Raw genomic sequence first — 17,476 nt, forward strand, 5'->3', positions numbered from 1 at the left:
TCCCGTCAGCCCTCCGGCCTCGGCAGGAACCCCGCGATCCTCTCCAGCAGCTCACGCTGCCCCTCCTCGTCCAGGACGGCCACCGGTCGGCTCGGCCGTTCGGACGGCGTCGGGGCGGGCGGGCGCACGAGGGTCTCGTCCTCCACCAGCTCCGCCCACGCGGGCCGCCACTCCGGAGCCCGCAGGGCGCCCTCCCCGTTCAGCCGGTACGCCGTCTCCGGCAGGTAGCCGACGAGGTGTTCGTGAGCCTCCTCCGGCCAGCGGTCGTAGCGTCGCCGGGCGTCGTACCCCTCCTCCGACACGGCCAGTCGCAGGTACAGCCACCGGCCGCGTCCCCGGACGTCCTCGGCCGCGCGCAGGGCGTCGAGGCCGTCCATCAGGTCCGTGTCGTAGTCCTTGAACTCCTCGCCGGACGCGTCGAGGACCCTCCGTTCCCCCGCGAAGGTGTACTCCACGACGGCCTCGCCGCCCTCGGCCAGACCCAGCGCGCGTACCCGTTCCAGGACACGGAGAAGCTCGCCGGTCTCGGGGACCGGGGGCCGGTCCCGTTCCGGCTCCCGGCGGAGCGCGTCCCACAGCAGCAGCGACCGCGTCCTCTCACTGATGACCGGGCGCGCGGGGCGTTCGGGCCCGGCCTCGCCGAGGGGGAGGAAGGGGAGGCGCGACCCCGGGGTCAGCCCGAGCCGCTCGGCCGCCGCCAGCGCGGCCCCGGCGTCCCACCCGGGGGCCTCGTATTCGTCGTCCTCGTCCGTGTACTGGGTGTCGAGGACGCTCAGCACCGCCGCGAGCGAGTCCGCGTCCACCGTGCCCTCCCGCGCGCGCCTCATGAGGGCGGCGCCCGGCTCCGGGAGCAGCGCCTCCCCGTGCTCGTCCTCGGGAGCGAACCCCTCGAAGAGCAGCCCGACGACCGCGTCCACGGCCGCCTCCACCGACGCGTACCGGTCCAGGCGCAGCCCGTCGCCCTCCCAGTCGTCGGGGTAGGGGCCGCGCGCCCACGCCCGCCCGTCCCACCAGTAGGCGAACCCGACGTTCGTGCGCGCCTCGTGGGCCGCGATCCACTCCCAGGGCAGCCAGTCGGGCGCCTCGGCGAACAGGTCGACGGGGCGCTTGCCGTTGTCCGTGCTGTCGCTGGTGTCGCGGTCGTAGCCGACGATCACGGCCCGGCCGTCACCGCCGCACCAGGCCAGGTACCAGTCGCTGCTGCCGCCGTCGTGGTAGCGCAGTACCCCGTCCTCCAGGGAGAGGATCCCGAGGTCGTCCTCCAACCCCGCCATCAGCGCGGCCAGCGCCCCGGCGCGGGCCCACAGCACCTCCGGGCGGGGCAGGTCCTCGGGGCGTCCGGGGCTGTGACTCATGGGGCGGCCTCTCCTGTCGGGAACACTGGTGCCGGGGGCAGGGGTTCCCGTTCTAGCGGACGCTCCCGACAGACCCTCCTCCCGGGCCGCGGAACGCGGCGGCCGGTCCGCCGGTACGGCGTCTCCGCCCACGAACCCCCACCAGGGCGAGGGGTCGGCCGAGCGAAGCCTTCGACGGCGCCGCTCCGCTCAGAGCGGTGACCCGCCCGTCCCATGTCTCCTGGCTGTCTCCTGGCGTCCGGGCCGTCTGCTCACGTCCTCCGCCCCGCGCCTCCCGGCCTCCGGGCCGCCCGCCCGGGAGAGGTCCGGCCCCGCCAGTGCCCGCCGTGCCCGGTCGCGGGTCACCGGCTCAGACGCAGACCGACTCCAGCGCGCCGGACAGGGCGGCCGAGGCCAACCGGTCGAGTCCGCGCGCGGCCGCGGTCTCGTCCGTGCTCCGCGCGAGCCGCGCCGCGCAGCCGGGGGCGGTGCGCTCCTCCTCGGCCGCGGCCAGCTCCTCCACCAGCGCGGGGGTGATCCGGTCCAGTTCGGCGCGCACTCCGGCCAGGTCCGGCGCGTGCTCGGGCCGCCGGTCGGCCTGTGCGTACCACTGGGCGTGCAGGCCGCGCTGGACCACCTTGTTGGCCTCCATCTGGTCGCGCGTGACCGCGACGGCGGACGCCGGGTCCGCGCCGAGTTCATAGGCCCGCCGCTCGACGGCGGCCAGGACCCGCGCCTCGCGCTCGGGGGACTCGACGGGGTCGCCGGTGTGCCACTTGGCCGCGGCCACCAGCGGAGCGGTGTCGAGCCGGTCGGCGGCCAGGAGCACGACCGCCTCCAGGCCGTTCGGCGGGGCGGACGCGGCGGCGGTGGGGGAGACCAGGAGCAGGGCCGCGACGGCGGCGGCGAGGGTGGCTGCGGTGCGCATGGACGAGGACCTCGGGGCGACGGCGGGAGCGGCGGGACCCCCGTATCCTAGCCCTGCGTGTCGAAGCGCGTGCGAAGGGTGGTGGCAGGGGATGCGCGTTCCCTTTCCCGACGCGCCGTGGCCGTCTATCCTTCGGGCAGCGGTAACCGCCGCGATCACGGGCCGCGGCGGCTCCCGCGTCGCAGGACCGCCGTCGCCGCCGTGGTCCCTGAACCCCCGCGACCGCCGCCCCCCGTGACCGTCCAGCCCCCCGCGGCCGCACAACCTCCACGACCGTCGCCCCCGTGACCGCCCGCCACCCGGCGGACCGACCTGAGGACCGAACCCGTGCAGATCCTCGAACCCGTCACCCCCGACACCGTCATCCGGCGCTTCCGCGCCACCCACCCGTTGGAGGACGAGGTCTCCCGTGCCACCAACACGTACGCCGAGAGCGCCCTGACCCTGGCCACCCGCCAGCTCGGCGGGAGGTGGCACCGGGTCGCCCTGGACCGCGAGGACGTCCTGTCCGTGCTCCTGCCCTGGCACACGGGCGAGTACGGGGAGCGCGAACTCGTCCCCCCGGCCGGGGCGACCGTCGCCGAGACCCTGGGCACGCTCACCGACTGGGGCCGGGAGTACCCCGCCAGCAACCCGGTGTGCTGGGGCAAGCTGGACTGGCACACCGGCGCGGCCCGCGCACCGCTGTTCCTGAGTTCGCGCGCCCTCGACCACCCCTTCTACGAGCGGCTCGAACGCACGGACGCGGTGACCCACCTGGACGGCCTGCACCGCATGCTCGCCTGGGCGCTGGCGGACCGGCTCCCCTCGCGGCCCCTCCTCGAGGCCTATCTGGCCGGGCCCCTGCCCGACCTCCGCGACCCGGACGCCCCCTCCGCGGCCCGTCCCTCCGCGACGGCCCCAGCCGAGGCCACCGCCGACACCAAGGAGGCTTGACCCCGAGGGGTCGAGCCTCCCGACGCCGTCAACGCGCGGCCGCCCGGGGCAAAGGAAGCGCCAACACTCGCCCCGGACTCGGTAGCGGCTTGGGTGAGCCGTTAGTCCGCGCAGCTCACGGCGGGTAGGGGGTGGGCGGACAGCGTTGGGGCACCCGCCCCTCGACCACGCGAACCACTAGGGGGACATCGTGGCACGCGATCGCACACCCGCAGACCTGATCGGGCACCACGTCCTCGATCGGGAGGGCCACAACGTCGGCAAGATCAACCAGGTCTACCTCGACGACAACACCGACCAGCCGAGCTGGGTGTCCGTGCACACCGGCCTGTTCGGCAGGCACGAGACCCTCGTCCCGCTCCAGGGCTCCCAGCCCGTGGAGGAGGACATCCGGGTCCCCTACGACAAGTCCGTCGTCAAGGACGCCCCGCACATTGACGCCGACCGGCACATCTCTCCCGAGGAGGAGCAGACGGTCCGCCAGTACTACGCGCAGCACGGCGGCCCCCCGATGCGGGGTGAGGAGACCGCGATGGGCCGCGGCCCCGGGCCGCAGACCACCGGCCGGGAGGACGTGGCCGGGGGCGCCGCCGGAGGAGCGGCGGGGGGCGTGGCCGGCGACGCCGCCATGCGTGACCGCGACGCCGGCATGCGCGACCGCGACCCCGCGAGGGCGGACGAGCGCGACGACATCTCGATGACGCGTTCGGAGGAGCGCGTGGACATCGGCGTGGAGCGGCGTGAGGCCGGGCACGCCCGCATGCACAAGTACGTCGAGACCGAGCAGTTCGACGAGACGGTCCCGCTGCACCACGACGAGCTCCAGGTCGAGCGCCGCCCGGTGGACGACCCCTCCGCGGTGCGCGAGCCCCGGGAGATGGGCGAGGACGAGGAGACCTTCACGCTCTACGAGGAGCGCCCGGTCGTCTCCAAGGAGCAGGTCCCCGTCGAGGAGATCCACGTCCGCAAGCGCGACGTGACCCGCGACGAGCACGTCCAGGGCCAGCGCCGCCGCGAGCGGGTCGAGCTGGAGGACGACGAGGGGGAGCCGCCCGCCAACGCCTGACCCGGCCGCACGGCCGGGCCCGGCCAGGGCCGGAGTCGTCCCCGGACACGCGGTCCGGGGACGACGCGTGCGCACCGCTGTCGCGCGCCCACACGGAGGGGGAGGTACATGACTGAGCCGGGGGACGTCAGCGAGGAGACCACCGAGGACGGGGGCGAGGAGAGGGAGCAGGAGACGGTGTCCCCGCCGCGCGGGCGCGAGGCCGGACCCGGGCGCGGGCACACCATCGTGGTGGGCGCGGGCGTCGCCGGGCTGGCCGCCGCCGACCGGCTCGCCGAGGAGGGTGAGCGCGTCACCGTCGTGGAGGCCCGCGACCGCCTGGGCGGGCGCGTCCACTCCCTGCGCGAGTGGGACGGCACGTCGGCCACCCTGGACGTGGGCGCCTCCTGGATACGCGGCGAGGAGAACAACCCCTTCGCGCGCCTGGTCCGCGAGATCGGCGTCCGCACGACCGTGTTCAACCGCTCCACCGAGACCGCCTACGACCCCAAGGGCCGCAGGCTGCTCTTCGACCGCCACCGCCGCAACATGGAGGACGTCAACCTCCTGCACGAGCACATGTACTGGGACAACGTCGGGGCCACACCGCAGGAGTCGATGGAGGAGGGCATCAAGCAGGCCCTCTACGACGCCAACCTGGTGCGGGCCAGGGCCCGCGACGCCAACGAGATCGTGCACCGCCTCGTGGAGGGCGACCACGGCGCCGACGCCGACGAGGTCGCCTTCACCGCGGTGGCGGCCCTGCACGAGTTCAGCGGTGACGACGTCGTCTTCCCGGACGGCATGGCCCAGGTCACCGACCACCTGGCCCGGGGGCTGGACGTGCGCCTGGAGCACGTGGTGCGGTCGGTCTTCCACGACGGGGACGGCGCGGGCGTCCGCGTGGACACGCCCGAGGGGGAGGAGACCCTGACCGCCGACCGGGTCCTGGTGACACTGCCCCTGGGCGTGCTCAAGGCAGGAGGGGTCGACTTCGACCCGGCGCTGCCCGAGGACAAGACCGGAGCCGTCCGACGCCTGGGCAGCGGCCGCCTGGAGAAGCTGTTCCTGCGCTTCGAGGAGGTCTTCTGGGGCGACGCCGAGGTCCTGGTGCACCTGGGGACCGAGGAGGGAACCTGGTTCCACTGGTACGCGGGACAGCGGGTCATGGGGGCGCCGATCCTGGTCTGCCGCAACGGCGGCAACGCGGCCCGGTTCCTGGAGGAGAAGGACGAGGCCGACGTGGTCGGGCACGCGCTGGACTCGCTGCGCGGCCTGTTCCGCAAGGTGCCCGAACCCGTCGGCCACCACCTCACCCACTGGATGGACGACCCGTTCGCCCGGGGCAGCTTCTCCTTCACCGCCGTGGGGTCGGGGGACGAGGACAGGGTGGCGTTGGGCGAGCCGGTCGGCGAACGGCTGTTCTTCGGGGGAGAGGCGACCGAGACCGAGCACACGGCCACCGTGCACGGCGCCCTGCTCTCGGGCCGCAGGGAGGCCGAGCGCATCCTGGAGCTGTGAGCCCGCCACCGCGCGACCCCGGGTGGACCGGTGGGGCCGGGGCCGGAGCAGCGGACCGGGAACCCCGCCGGGCCGCCCCGCGTTGGACGGTGGTGAGGGGCCGCGTCCGGGAAGGCCGCAAAGCGTACACGGTACGATCGGGGTGCGGCCGTCCTCCGACCAGGGCCGGTGGACCCACGATGGCGGGAAACGACCCTCCCGCCCGTTATCGTTGGCGCCATGGGGCGATCCGCGCAAGAAGGCAGACACACGGCGGGGGGCGATGTGGTCAGCCCGGCGGTCAGTGACCGCGTCTGGACGGTTCCCAACCTACTGAGCATGCTCCGACTGTTGGGCGTGCCCCTGTTCCTGTGGCTCGTGCTGGTGCCCCAAGCCGACTGGTGGGCCCTGCTCGTGCTGGCCCTGGCGGGCCTGAGCGACTGGCTCGACGGCAAGATCGCCCGCGCCTGGAACCAGACCTCGCGCCTGGGAACCGTGCTCGACCCCCTCGCGGACCGGCTCTACATCTTCGCGGCCCTGCTCGGCCTGGTCATCCGCGGCATCGTGCCCTGGTGGCTCATGGGCATCCTCGTGCTGCGCGACGTCCTCATCCTGGGCGCCCTGCCGCTCCTGCGCCACTTCGGCTACGGACCCCTGCCGGTCAACTTCGCGGGCAAGGCCGCCACGCTGTGCCTGCTGTACTCGTTCCCGCTGCTGTTCCTCGCTGGTTACGCCACGATCGCCGCAGATGTGGCGAGGATTATAGGTTGGGCCTTCGCACTCTGGGGAACTGCTCTGTACTGGTGGGCCGGACTGCTCTACGCCGTACAGGGACTGCGCCTGATGGCCCAGACCCGCCGCGACGAAGGCGCTGATCGCACCGGCGGCCCCAGGGCCGTGGGCGACAGCGACCCCGTGCGCGGTCACGCCCAGGACCGACCCGGTCCAGCCGCACCGGCGACCGCTGACGGCGACCCCGGCGCGGCCGCCGAGGGCGCGGACCGACCGATCCGCCCGGACCAGGGACGGACCGGCCCCTGATCCGCACGCGGACCGGCTCACCACGAGTCCTGTCGGATCGAGAGGGAGTGTCGTCTCCGCATGAGAACATGTCCCGCCGCCCGCAACGGCGTGCGCTCCGAACACCATCCCCCCGCGGCGCGCACCGGCGGCCCAGCGGTACGGAGGTACCGGCGATGAGCCAGGCCGCAGACACCACCCCGGAGGCCACCGTGCCTCCGATGAAGGCCGTCGTGATGGCGGGCGGCGAGGGAACCCGCCTGCGCCCCATGACGGCCAACCAGCCCAAACCGCTTCTGCCGGTGGTCAACAAACCCATCATGGAGCACGTGCTGCGCCTGCTGCGCAAGCACGGCTTCACCGAGACCGTGGTCACCGTGCAGTTCCTGGCGACCCTCATCCGCAACTACTTCGGCGACGGCGAGGAGCTGGGCATGAAGCTCAGCTACGTCGCCGAGGAGGTGCCGCTCGGCACGGCGGGCAGCGTCAAGAACGCCGAGGAGCACCTGCGCGGCGAGCCCTTCATCGTCATCTCCGGTGACGCCCTCACCGACATCGACCTGACCGACATGGTCCGCTTCCACCGCGAGAGCGGCGCCAAGGTCACCATCGGCCTCAAGCGGGTGGAGAACCCGCTGGAGTTCGGCATCATCATCGTCGACGAGCAGGGGCGCGTCCAGCGCTTCCTGGAGAAGCCCACCTGGGGCCAGGTCTTCTCCGACACCGTCAACACCGGCATCTACATCATGGAGCCGGAGGTCCTCGAACGCGTCGCCGAGGGCGAGGTCGTCGACTGGTCCGGCGACGTCTTCCCCCAGCTGCTGGAGGAGGGCGAGCCCCTCTACGGCTACATCGCCGACGGCTACTGGGAGGACGTGGGCACCCACGAGAGCTACCTCAGCGCCCAGGCCGACGTGCTCTCGGGCAAGGTGGACGTGGACATCGACGGCTTCGAGGTCTCCCCGGGGGTGTGGGTCGGCGAGGGCGCCGAGGTCCACCCCGAGGCCGTCCTCAAGGGCCCGCTCTACATCGGCGACTACGCCAAGGTCGAGGCGGGCGCCGAGCTGCGCGAGTTCACCGTGGTCGGCAGCAACACCGTCGTGCGCTCGGAGGCCTTCGCCCACCGCACGGTCCTGCACGACAACGTGTTCATCGGCCGCGGCGCCAACCTGCGCGGCGCCGTCATCGGCAAGAACACCGACGTCATGGCGGCCGCCCGGATCGAGGAGGGCGCGGTCGTGGGCGAGGACTGCGTCGTCGAGTCCGAGGCCTACCTGCACAACGACGTCAAGGTCTACCCGTTCAAGACCATCGAGGCCGGTGCGGTGGTCAGCACCAACGTCATCTGGGAGTCGCGCGGGCAGCGCTCGCTGTTCGGCCCCCGGGGCGTGTCCGGCCTGATCAACGTCGAGATCACCCCGGAACTGGCGGTGCGCCTGGCCAACGCCTACGCCACCACCCTGAAGAAGGGCGCGATCGTCACCACCTCGCGTGACGTCTCGCGCGCCGCCCGTACGCTCAAGCGCGCGATCATCAGCGCGCTCACCGCGGCCGCCATCGAGGTGCGCGACCTGGAGGTGGTGCCGCTGCCCGTGGCCCGCTTCCACACCTCCCAGAGCGGCGTCAGCGGCGGCATCACGGTGCGCACCACCCCGGGGGACCCCGAGTCGGTCGACATCCTTTTCCTGGACGGCGACGGCGCCGACCTGTCGCCCGGCGCCCAGCGCAAGCTCGACCGGGTCTTCTCCCGCGCCGAGTACCGCCGGGCCTTCCCCGGCGAGATCGGCGAGCTGACCTTCCCGTCGCGCAACGTGGAGAGCTACTCCCACGAGCTGCTGCGCAAGGTGGACACCTCCGGCGTCGCCGAGGCCGAACTCAAGGTCGTGGTGGACTGCGCCGGGGGCAGCGGCTCGCTCATCCTGCCCTCCCTGCTGGGCCGGATCGGCGTGGACGTGCTCACCGTCAACAACCGGCTGGACGAGTCCTCGCCCACCGACACCGTCGCCAAGCAGAACCGCGACCTGGGGCGGCTGGGCGAGCTGGTCTCGGGGTCGGGAGCCGACTTCGGCGTGCGCTTCGACCCCGTGGCCGAACGGCTGTCCATCGTGGACGAGAACGGCGCCCTGGTGCACAGCGACCGGGCCCTGCTGGTCGTCCTGGAGCTGGTCTGCGCCGAGTACGGGACCGGGACGGTGGCCCTGCCCGTCACCACCACCCGCGTCGCCGAGACCGTGGCCGCCTCGCACGGGGTCAAGGTCCACTGGACGGCCACGGCCACCGACGAGCTGACCAAGGCGGTCCAGGCCCAGGACGACGTCATCTTCGCGGGCGACGGCCGCGGCGGGTTCATCGTGCCGCGGTTCAGCCCCACCACCGACGCCATCGCCGCCTTCGTGCGGCTGCTGGCGCTGGTGGCCAGGACCCGCCGATCGCTGAGCCAGATCGACCGCACGATCCCCCAGGCGCACCTGCTGCGCCGTTCGGTGCCCACCCCGTGGGCGGTCAAGGGGAGCGTGATGCGCGCCGTCGTGGAGGCGGCTGGCGGCCGCGAACTCGACACCACCGACGGCGTCCGGGTGATCGAGCCGGACGGGAGCTGGGCCCTGGTCCTCCCCGACACCGCGGAGGCCGTCACCCATCTTTGGGCCGAAGGTCCCAACTCCGACACCGCACACCGTCTGCTGGACGAGTGGGCGGCCGTCGTGGAACGGGCCGAGGGCTGAGGCGGGCCGCGCGGGCGCGGACGGGTCGCCCGTCCGCGCCCGCGCGGCGCGTACCCGCGTCGTCACGCCCGGTGCGCGGGCGCGGCCCCTACCGTGTGTGACCCCGCGGGTTAAAATGGGCATACAGGCAGGTCGTGGCGGTCCGGTGAAGTCGGCGCGAATCCAGGGGGATCCGTGGAGAACCAAACCCGCCGACACGGCATCAGCACCAGGACAGGCGTGTTGCCCCGACCCGGCCCGCCGCCGTCGCCGGACACCCTCCGCGACGGTGGGCACACCGCTCGGCGATCCGTTCCCGACGGGTCGTCCACAGTGGGCGGGGGAGGAGCAAAACCCTTCCTGGACAGGGATATGGTTTAAAGTCGAGTGTTCCCCGAAGCGCCGCGTCGCCTATCGGACCGGGTATCCCGGCAACGGCGGACACCCTCGCCGGTGGTGACAAGGAGTGCGACACGGGGGATGAGACCTAGCGACCGACCGCGTGAGGCGCACCGCTGCCGCGACAGCGGGCCGTCTCACCGCGTACCGGACGGCGTGCGGGCCGCGTGCCCGCCCGACGCCCGGTACGTGCCACCGATCAGCCCAATCAAGCACCGCCCCGTGCGGTAGGAGGCCGAGCCGACCTATGTCGAGCGTTTACTGCACGCAGTGCGGTCACGCCGTTGCGGATGATGCCCGTTTCTGCTCCCACTGCGGAACTCCGATCCGCAGAGCCGAACAGCAGGGCCCCCGACCCGGCACTGGCAGGGACTCCGGCGGAGACGTCACGTCCACCATCTCCCTCTCGGGCATACAGGCCCTGGAAGAGGAGGAGTCCGGCGACGAGCTGGGCGGCGACGACCCCGCCAACCCCGACGCTCTGCCGCCGGGCACGGCTCTGCTGGTGGTCAGGCGCGGCCCCAACGCCGGGAGCCGTTTCCTGCTGGACAGTGACGTGACCACCGCCGGCCGCCACCCCAACAGCGACATCTTCCTGGACGACGTCACCGTCTCCCGGCGCCACGTGGAGTTCTTCCGCCGCGGCGACGGGTTCGGAGTCCGCGACGTGGGCAGCCTCAACGGCACCTACGTCAACCGCGAGCCGGTCGACGAGGCCCAGCTCGGCGGAGGCGACGAGATCCAGATCGGCAAGTTCCGGATGGTCCTGCTGACCAAACCGCGCCGCTGACCGGCGCGGGGACGACCGCGGGAGCGGCGGGTGGGCCGATGAGGTTTGCGGCCCCCCGCCGCCGGAGAACTTTGTAACGAAGGGTGCCGATTTCGCCCTCGGGTCCTGATCCACAGCGGGAGCAGGGACGAGCGCCCATCCGGCATCACGACTCGTGGGACGGAGACGCTGTGAAGCACATGGAGGTCGTCGGCGTCCGTGTTGAGATGCCCTCGAACCAGCCGATTGTCCTGCTCAAGGAATCCGAAGGCGACCGCTACCTGCCTATCTGGATCGGCGGCGTGGAGGCCACCGCGATCGCGCTGGCCCAACAGGGCGTCGCGCCGGCCAGACCGCTCACCCACGACCTGTTCCGGGACGTCCTCGACGCCCTGGACACCGGGCTCAAGACGGTGAACATCACCGGCCTCAGCGACGGCATCTTCTACGCCCAGCTGGTCTTCAGCAACGGTGTGGAGGTGAGCGCGCGCCCCTCCGACTCGATCGCCCTGGCGTTACGGACGGGCACGCCCATCTACGCGCACGAGGACGTGATCGACGAGGCCGGGATGCCCATCCCGGACGAGCAGGAGGACCAGGTCGAGGCGTTCCGGGAGTTCCTGGACAACATCTCGCCCGAGGACTTCGGCAGGCGCACGGAGTAGTCCGGTGACGCACGTGCACTCCCCCGGGGCCCGCGCCCAGGCGCGGGTCCCGTGCCGCTGCGGTGGCGCGGGCCGGGGAGGACACGCCCCGACCTGCGGCTTCACCCGTGGAGCCGGTGATAGATTGGGTAACGGAAGTGGTCGTAATGATCAGGGCCGAAACCCCCGGGTGCGCGTCGGGCGCCAACGGGGAGGCCCCGGCACACCGGCGCCGCGCGCACTTGGCGACGCGCCGCGCGGTGTCGTTGACGCTGCCGGTCGGCCGTCCTACCTTCAGTGCAGTGGAACCCACGGCGCACCCGTTCCCTGAGTGGACATCCCCTGTCGAGACCGCCGTGGGACGAGAAGCCGGAGGTCGGCGTGGCGGTAGCGAGCGGCAAGCGGGATCCCCATGACAGGCGGTCCGCGCTGCGGCTAGCGGGGCAGCAGGGCCTACTGTGCGAAGAAGACTTGGTGGCGCTGCCTATGGACGTCGGGTATCGGGGCCCCGCGGCGTGTACGGCCGCCGGGATCAGCTACCGCCAGCTCGACTACTGGGCCAGGACCGGCCTGGTGGAGCCGAGCGTGCTCACCGGAGCCCACAACGCCCCCCTGTACAGCCTCCCCGACATCCTGCTGCTCAAGGTCGCCAAACGGCTCCTGGACACCGGGATATCCCTCCAGCAGATCCGCACCGCGGTCGACCACCTGCGCGGCCGTCCCGCCCCCGACCTGGCCCGCATCACCCTCATGAGCGACGGCGTCAGCGTCTACGAGTGCACCTCCCCGGAGGAGGTCGTGGACCTCATGCAGCGCGGGCAGGGCATGTTCGGACTGGCGCTGGGCAACGTCTGGCGCGAGGTGGAGGAGGCCCTGGGCGTGGTGCCCGCGGAGGAGCGGGCCGACCTGCCCGCCGCCGCGCCCCAGCCCGTGGACGAGCTGGCCAGGCGCCGCCGGGAGCGCCGTACCGGCTGAGACCGACAGGCGCCGCCCCCAGCCCCGGGGCGGCCGTGTGCCGGCAGGGGGCGCGGGTGCTTGGGCGCCGCGGTTATTTGGACGAACCTCCAGGTTCTGGGTGTGATGTGGGCGAAACGCCTGCCCGGAAGAGCCGCCCGGGGCAGCCATCGAGTACGGTCGTAGTCACAACAGGGATGAAAACCGACATTCACCCTGCTTGTACACACGTACAGATCGTCAGCTGGCTGTCGACACCGCGCGAGAGAGACCCCGCAACGGGGCGCCGACGGGGCAATACTCCCCAGTAACCTCTCAGGCACCATGGACCGCGTGGAGGAGGCCGCTCTGAAGCCTGGGCGCCGTCGTGCCCGGTGACAGAGGGGGAGACCGTGAGGAACACCGCCGACCCGACTCGGCCCTGTCACCAGGAGGTCTCCGTGCCAGACCAGCCCGTGCACACCCCCGGCGCGCCCGCCCGGGTGTTCGCCGACCGCCACATCGGCCCCACGCCCGCCGAGGTCCAGGAGATGCTCAAGGCGGTCGGCTACGGCTCCACCGCCGAACTCATGGCCGACGCCGTGCCCGAGTCCATCCTCACCGGCCCCGGCCGCAGCGCGCCGCTTGACCTGCCCCCGGCGCTGAGCGAGGCCGAGGCCCTGGCCGAGCTGCGCGACCTGGCCTCCCGCAACCAGGTGCGCACCTCGCTGATCGGCCAGGGCTACTACGGCACCCTCACCCCGCCGGTCATCCTGCGCAACATCATGGAGAACCCCGCCTGGTACACGGCCTACACGCCCTACCAGCCCGAGATCTCCCAGGGCCGCCTGGAGGCCCTGCTCAACTTCCAGACCATGGTCTCGGACCTGACCGGCCTGCCCGTCTCGGGCTCCTCCCTGCTCGACGAGGCCACCGCCGCCGCCGAGGCCATGACCCTGGCCCGCCGCGCCTCCAAGAGCAGGGCCGACGTCTTCGTCGTCGACGCCGACGTTTTCCCCCAGACCCTGCACGTGCTGCGCACCCGCGCCGAACCCCTCGGCATCGAGGTCGTGGTCGCCGACCTGTCGCAGGGCCTGCCCGAGGGCGACGCCTTCGGCGTCCTGGTGCAGTACCCGGCCTCCAGCGGCGCCGTGCGCGACCCGGGCCGGGTCATCGCCCAGGCCCACGAACGCGGCGCCCTCGCGGTGGTGGCCGCCGACATCCTGGCCCTGACGCTGCTGCGCAGCCCCGGCGACCTGGGCGCCGACATCGCCGTCGGCTCCACCCAGCGCTTCGGCGTCCCGCTCGGCTTCGGCGGCCCGCACGCCGGTTACATGTCCGTGGGCGAGAAGCTGCGCCGCCAGCTGCCCGGCCGCCTGGTCGGCGTCTCGGTGGACAACGCGGGCAAGCCCGCCTACCGGCTGGCGCTCCAGACCCGCGAGCAGCACATCCGCCGCGAGAAGGCCACCAGCAACATCTGCACCGCGCAGGTCCTGCTCGCCGTCATGGCCGGGATGTACGCCGTCTACCACGGTCCCGACGGCCTGCGCGCGATCGCCCGCCAGGTGCACACCCGCACCGCCGCCCTGGCCGACGCCCTCGCCGAGCGCGGCTTCGAGGTCCTGCACCGGGCCTACTTCGACACCCTGCGCGTGCGCGTGCCCAGTGCCGCCCGGGTCGTGGAGTCCGCCCTGGAGGCCGGGTACAACCTGCTGGCCGCGGACGAGTACACGGTCGGCGTGAGCGTGGACGAGACCACCACCGAGGCCGACCTGGAGAAGGTCCTGGCCGCCTTCGGCGAGGCCGAGCGCGGCTCCTCGCGCGTGCGCCTGAGCGTGGACGAGGACGCCGACCGCCTCCCCGCCGAGCTGGCCCGCCAGGTGGACTACCTCACCCACCCGGTGTTCGGCACCCACCGCAGCGAGACCTCGCTGCTGCGCTACATGCGCCGCCTCTCCGACCGCGACCTGGCCCTGGACCGCACGATGATCCCGCTGGGCTCGTGCACCATGAAGCTCAACGCCACGGCGGAGATGGAGCCCGTCACCTGGCCCGAGTTCGCCGGGCTGCACCCGCTGGCGCCGCTGGACCAGGCCGCCGGGAGCGTGACCCTGATCCGCCAGCTGGAGGCCTGGCTGGCCGAGGTCACCGGCTACGACGCGGTGTCCCTCCAGCCCAACGCCGGGTCCCAGGGCGAGTTCGCCGGGCTGCTGGCCATCCGCGGCTACCACCGCTCGCGCGGCGAGGCCCACCGCGACGTGTGCCTGATCCCCAGCTCCGCGCACGGCACCAACGCCGCCAGCGCCGTGATGGCCGGTATGCGCGTGGCCGTGGTGGCCTGCGACGACAACGGCAACGTCGACCTGGAGGACCTGCGCGCCAAGACCGGCAAGCACGCCGACGACCTGGCCGCCATCATGATCACCTACCCGTCCACGCACGGCGTGTACGAGGACACCGTCACCGAGGTGTGCCGCCTGGTCCACGAGGCGGGCGGCCAGGTGTACGTGGACGGCGCCAACCTCAACGCGCTGCTGGGCTGGGCCAAGCCGGGCGAGTTCGGGGCCGACGTCAGCCACCTCAACCTGCACAAGACCTTCTGCATCCCGCACGGCGGCGGCGGTCCGGGCGTGGGCCCGGTCGCGGTCCGCTCGCACCTGGCCGGTTTCCTGCCCAACCACCCGGGCCAGCCCGAGGCGGGCCCGCACACGGGGGTCGGACCGGTCTCGGCGGCCCCGTTCGGCTCGGCGGGCATCCTGCCCATCTCCTGGGCCTACGTGCGCATGATGGGCGAGGAGGGGCTGCGCTCGGCCACCGAGGTCGCCGTGCTGTCGGCGAACTACCTGGCCAAGCGGCTGGAGCCCTACTTCCCGGTGCTCTACACCGGTGCGGGCGGTCTGGTGGCGCACGAGTGCGTCGTGGACATCCGCCCGCTCCAGAAGGCCAGCGGCATCAGCAACGAGGACCTCGCCAAGCGGCTCATGGACTACGGCTTCCACGCGCCGACGATGTCGTTCCCGGTCAACGGCACCCTGATGGTGGAGCCGACCGAGAGCGAGAACCTCGCCGAGCTGGACCGCTTCGTGGAGGCGATGGTCGCGATCCGCGGCGAGATCGACAAGGTGGCCTCGGGGGAGTGGGACGCGCAGGACAACCCGCTGCGCAACGCCCCGCACACCGCTGAGGCGGTGACCGCGGACGAGTGGTCGCACGGCTACACGCGCGCCGAGGCGGCCTACCCGCTGGCGTCGCTGCGCACGGACAAGTACTGGCCCCCGGTCGGCCGGATCGACCAGGCCTACGGTGACCGCAACCTGGTCTGCTCCTGCCCGCCGCCGGAGGCCTTCGAGCTGTAGGGCGGCCCGGGCCGCGGGAAGGGGCACCGGTCCGAGGACCGGCGCCCCTTCCCTGTTGTCCCTTTGTAGATCTACGTCGTAAAAGTCCGTTTTGTTCTCTACCTCGGCAGGAGAGGGGTGAAGAGCGGGGCGTGCCCACCGGTCGCGGCGCGGGTCCCCGGTCCCCGGCCGCCGCAGGCGTTAGAGTTGCGGCGACACGGATCGCGTTCCCACCACGCGGACCGCCACCCCGCCACCCCCATGGAAAGCGGAGAGCATGACCACGACGTCCGGACCTTCCGCGCGCTCTGGCCCCGCCGACCCGCCCCCGGCCACCGATCCCCGGGACACGGACGAGGCGCAGGCGCCGACCGGGCAGGGCGCCGCCGAACTGTGCGACCAGGCCCAGGACCTCGCCGGGAGCGGCCACCTCAAACGCGCGGCCAGGCTCTACCAGCAGGCGGTGGCCGCCAACCCCCACCCGCGGGTGCAGGCCCGCGCCCTGCTCGGCCTGGCCGTGGTCGAGGACCAGCGGGGAGACCTGGCCGCCGCCCGTGAGGCCGCCCGCCGCGCCCTGGCCACCGGCGACCCGCGCTACGCCCCGCGCGCCGCCTACCACCTGGCGCTCTCCCTCGAACAGGACGGCGACCACGCCGAGGCCGACCGCGTCTGGCGCCGCCTGCTCGACCTGGGCGGGGCCGACTACACGGCCGTGGCGCACTACGGGCTGGCCCGCTCCGCCGAGGGGCGCGGCGACACCGGCGGGGCCGAGGAGCACTGGGAGGCGGCGCTGGCCCTGCCGTCCGACCCCGGTTCACTCGGCCGCCTGCACGCGGCCACCGTCGTGGACGCCTCCCGCGACCTGGCCGAACGCCTGCTGGGGCGGGGGCTGCCGGGCGCCGCCGCGGCCGCGGTCGAACGCGGCCTGTCGGTCGCCGACGACCCGGGCCTGCGCCTGCTGCGCGCCGCCACCCACCTGGAGCACGCCATCGCCGACGTCGGCGCCATCGTGGACCCGGACGCGGCCTTTGAGGACGCCGAGGAGCCGGGGGCCGCGCCTGGCACCTTCGCCGCCGCCGTGGAGCTCCTGGCGGGGCTGCTGGCGCTGCGCGGGGACCCCGGCGCGGCCGAGCGGGTCTGGCGGCTGGGCCTGGGGGACCGGGACCCGGACACCGCGGGGCAGGTGCGCCAGAGGCTGCGCAGGGGCTTCGCCGGGCCCGAGGAGGACGGCGGGGCCGGGGAGGCGTGGTGGGACCCCTACCTGGAGGAGGCCGCGGCGACCGCGAGCGCGCCCGCGCTGGCGGGGGAACTGTTCGCCGTGGTCACCCAGATGCACGCCCTGCTGGCGCTGCCGGTGGCCGAGGGGGAGGCGCGCCCGGCGGCGCTGCGGGCCGTCATGGAACAGGCGCTGCGCACGCCGAGCGGACTGGTGTGGGGGCCCGGAGTGCACGCCGACTTCCGGCGTCGCCTGAGCGAGGCGATGGGCGGCCAGGACGTGCTGCCGGAGGGGTGGCCCGACGCGGTCCGGGAGTGAGGCCGGGGACGGGCCCCGGCGCTCGTGCGGTCACCGGGGGCCGTCGGGGGACACCTCACCGCCCGGGGGTGCTTGCCGGGCGGGGTACGTCGGCCTCGCGGCCGCGGTGTGCGGGTGCGGCCGGGCGTCAGGCGGCGACGCGGGGCCGGTGCGGGGCGACGACCGCCCCGTCGGGAAGCAGCTCACCGGTGTCGTCGAAGAGGACGACACCGTTGCAGAGCAGGCTCCAGCCCTGCTCGGGGTGGCTGGAGACGACCCGGGCCGCCTCGCGGTCGGTGTCCTCGAAGGACGGGCAGGCAGGTTCGTGGCTGCACATGGGACAGGCCTTTCGGTCCAGAGGTGCTCGTCGTTGAGCTGACGCCAAGAGTAGTGGTTCACATCACATGCTTGTCGCGGT

General features: G+C 73.2%; 13 protein-coding genes and 1 riboswitch. Of the genes, 10 read left to right on the forward strand and 3 right to left on the reverse strand.

Annotation, left to right across the window (positions count from 1 at the left end; translation table 11 throughout):
- Nucleotides 1–5 precede the first annotated feature (5 nt).
- Both NDAS_RS27620 and NDAS_RS07285 read right to left on the reverse strand, forming a co-directional pair.
- Nucleotides 6–1,355 (reverse strand): hypothetical protein, encoded by a 1,350-nt coding sequence (locus NDAS_RS27620; RefSeq protein WP_013152501.1) that lies wholly within the window; start codon nucleotides 1,353–1,355, stop codon nucleotides 6–8.
- A 349-nt stretch (nucleotides 1,356–1,704) separates the two neighbouring features.
- A complete protein-coding gene (locus tag NDAS_RS07285; protein ID WP_013152502.1) occupies nucleotides 1,705–2,262 on the reverse strand; it encodes a chorismate mutase in 558 nt (185 codons plus the stop codon).
- Nucleotides 2,263–2,589: 327 nt separating this feature from the next.
- Between NDAS_RS07285 and NDAS_RS07290 the strand changes: the two genes are divergently transcribed.
- The 10 genes from NDAS_RS07290 (at nucleotide 2,590) to NDAS_RS07335 (ending at nucleotide 17,079) form a co-directional block, all read left to right on the forward strand.
- Nucleotides 2,590–3,198: a DUF6309 family protein gene (locus NDAS_RS07290; RefSeq protein WP_013152503.1), complete on the forward strand. Its 609-nt coding sequence runs from the start codon at nucleotides 2,590–2,592 to the stop codon at nucleotides 3,196–3,198.
- 190 nt (nucleotides 3,199–3,388) lie between these two features.
- Nucleotides 3,389–4,264, forward strand: coding sequence for a PRC and DUF2382 domain-containing protein (locus tag NDAS_RS07295; RefSeq protein ID WP_013152504.1), 876 nt, complete (start codon nucleotides 3,389–3,391; stop codon nucleotides 4,262–4,264).
- A 108-nt stretch (nucleotides 4,265–4,372) separates the two neighbouring features.
- Nucleotides 4,373–5,764, forward strand: a complete 1,392-nt coding sequence (locus tag NDAS_RS07300) for a flavin monoamine oxidase family protein (protein ID WP_013152505.1) — start codon at nucleotides 4,373–4,375, stop codon at nucleotides 5,762–5,764.
- Between the two features lie 264 nt (nucleotides 5,765–6,028).
- The gene (locus tag NDAS_RS07305; RefSeq protein ID WP_013152506.1) at nucleotides 6,029–6,784 is read left to right on the forward strand and encodes a CDP-alcohol phosphatidyltransferase family protein; all 756 of its coding nucleotides are present in this window, start codon (nucleotides 6,029–6,031) and stop codon (nucleotides 6,782–6,784) included.
- A 200-nt stretch (nucleotides 6,785–6,984) separates the two neighbouring features.
- A complete protein-coding gene (locus NDAS_RS07310) occupies nucleotides 6,985–9,486 on the forward strand; it encodes a mannose-1-phosphate guanyltransferase (protein WP_013152507.1) in 2,502 nt (833 codons plus the stop codon).
- Nucleotides 9,487–10,111: 625 nt separating this feature from the next.
- Entirely contained in the window at nucleotides 10,112–10,654 is a 543-nt protein-coding gene (locus tag NDAS_RS07315; protein ID WP_013152508.1) for an FHA domain-containing protein, read from the forward strand.
- Nucleotides 10,655–10,824: 170 nt separating this feature from the next.
- Nucleotides 10,825–11,298 (forward strand): bifunctional nuclease family protein, encoded by a 474-nt coding sequence (locus NDAS_RS07320; protein ID WP_013152509.1) that lies wholly within the window; start codon nucleotides 10,825–10,827, stop codon nucleotides 11,296–11,298.
- Nucleotides 11,299–11,763: 465 nt separating this feature from the next.
- Nucleotides 11,764–12,252, forward strand: coding sequence for a MerR family transcriptional regulator (locus NDAS_RS07325; RefSeq protein ID WP_019609133.1), 489 nt, complete (start codon nucleotides 11,764–11,766; stop codon nucleotides 12,250–12,252).
- Between the two features lie 231 nt (nucleotides 12,253–12,483).
- Nucleotides 12,484–12,573, forward strand: a riboswitch (glycine riboswitch).
- 98 nt (nucleotides 12,574–12,671) lie between these two features.
- A complete protein-coding gene (gene gcvP, locus NDAS_RS07330; protein ID WP_013152511.1) occupies nucleotides 12,672–15,566 on the forward strand; it encodes an aminomethyl-transferring glycine dehydrogenase in 2,895 nt (964 codons plus the stop codon).
- A gap of 256 nt (nucleotides 15,567–15,822) precedes the next feature.
- A complete protein-coding gene (locus tag NDAS_RS07335; RefSeq protein WP_013152512.1) occupies nucleotides 15,823–17,079 on the forward strand; it encodes a tetratricopeptide repeat protein in 1,257 nt (418 codons plus the stop codon).
- Between the two features lie 127 nt (nucleotides 17,080–17,206).
- Here NDAS_RS07335 and NDAS_RS07340 read toward each other — a convergent pair whose 3' ends face one another.
- Nucleotides 17,207–17,395: a DUF5999 family protein gene (locus NDAS_RS07340; RefSeq protein WP_013152513.1), complete on the reverse strand. Its 189-nt coding sequence runs from the start codon at nucleotides 17,393–17,395 to the stop codon at nucleotides 17,207–17,209.
- Nucleotides 17,396–17,476 lie beyond the last annotated feature (81 nt).

It is taken from the genome of Nocardiopsis dassonvillei subsp. dassonvillei DSM 43111, assembly GCF_000092985.1.
Taxonomy (GTDB): Bacteria; Actinomycetota; Actinomycetes; order Streptosporangiales; family Streptosporangiaceae; genus Nocardiopsis; species Nocardiopsis dassonvillei.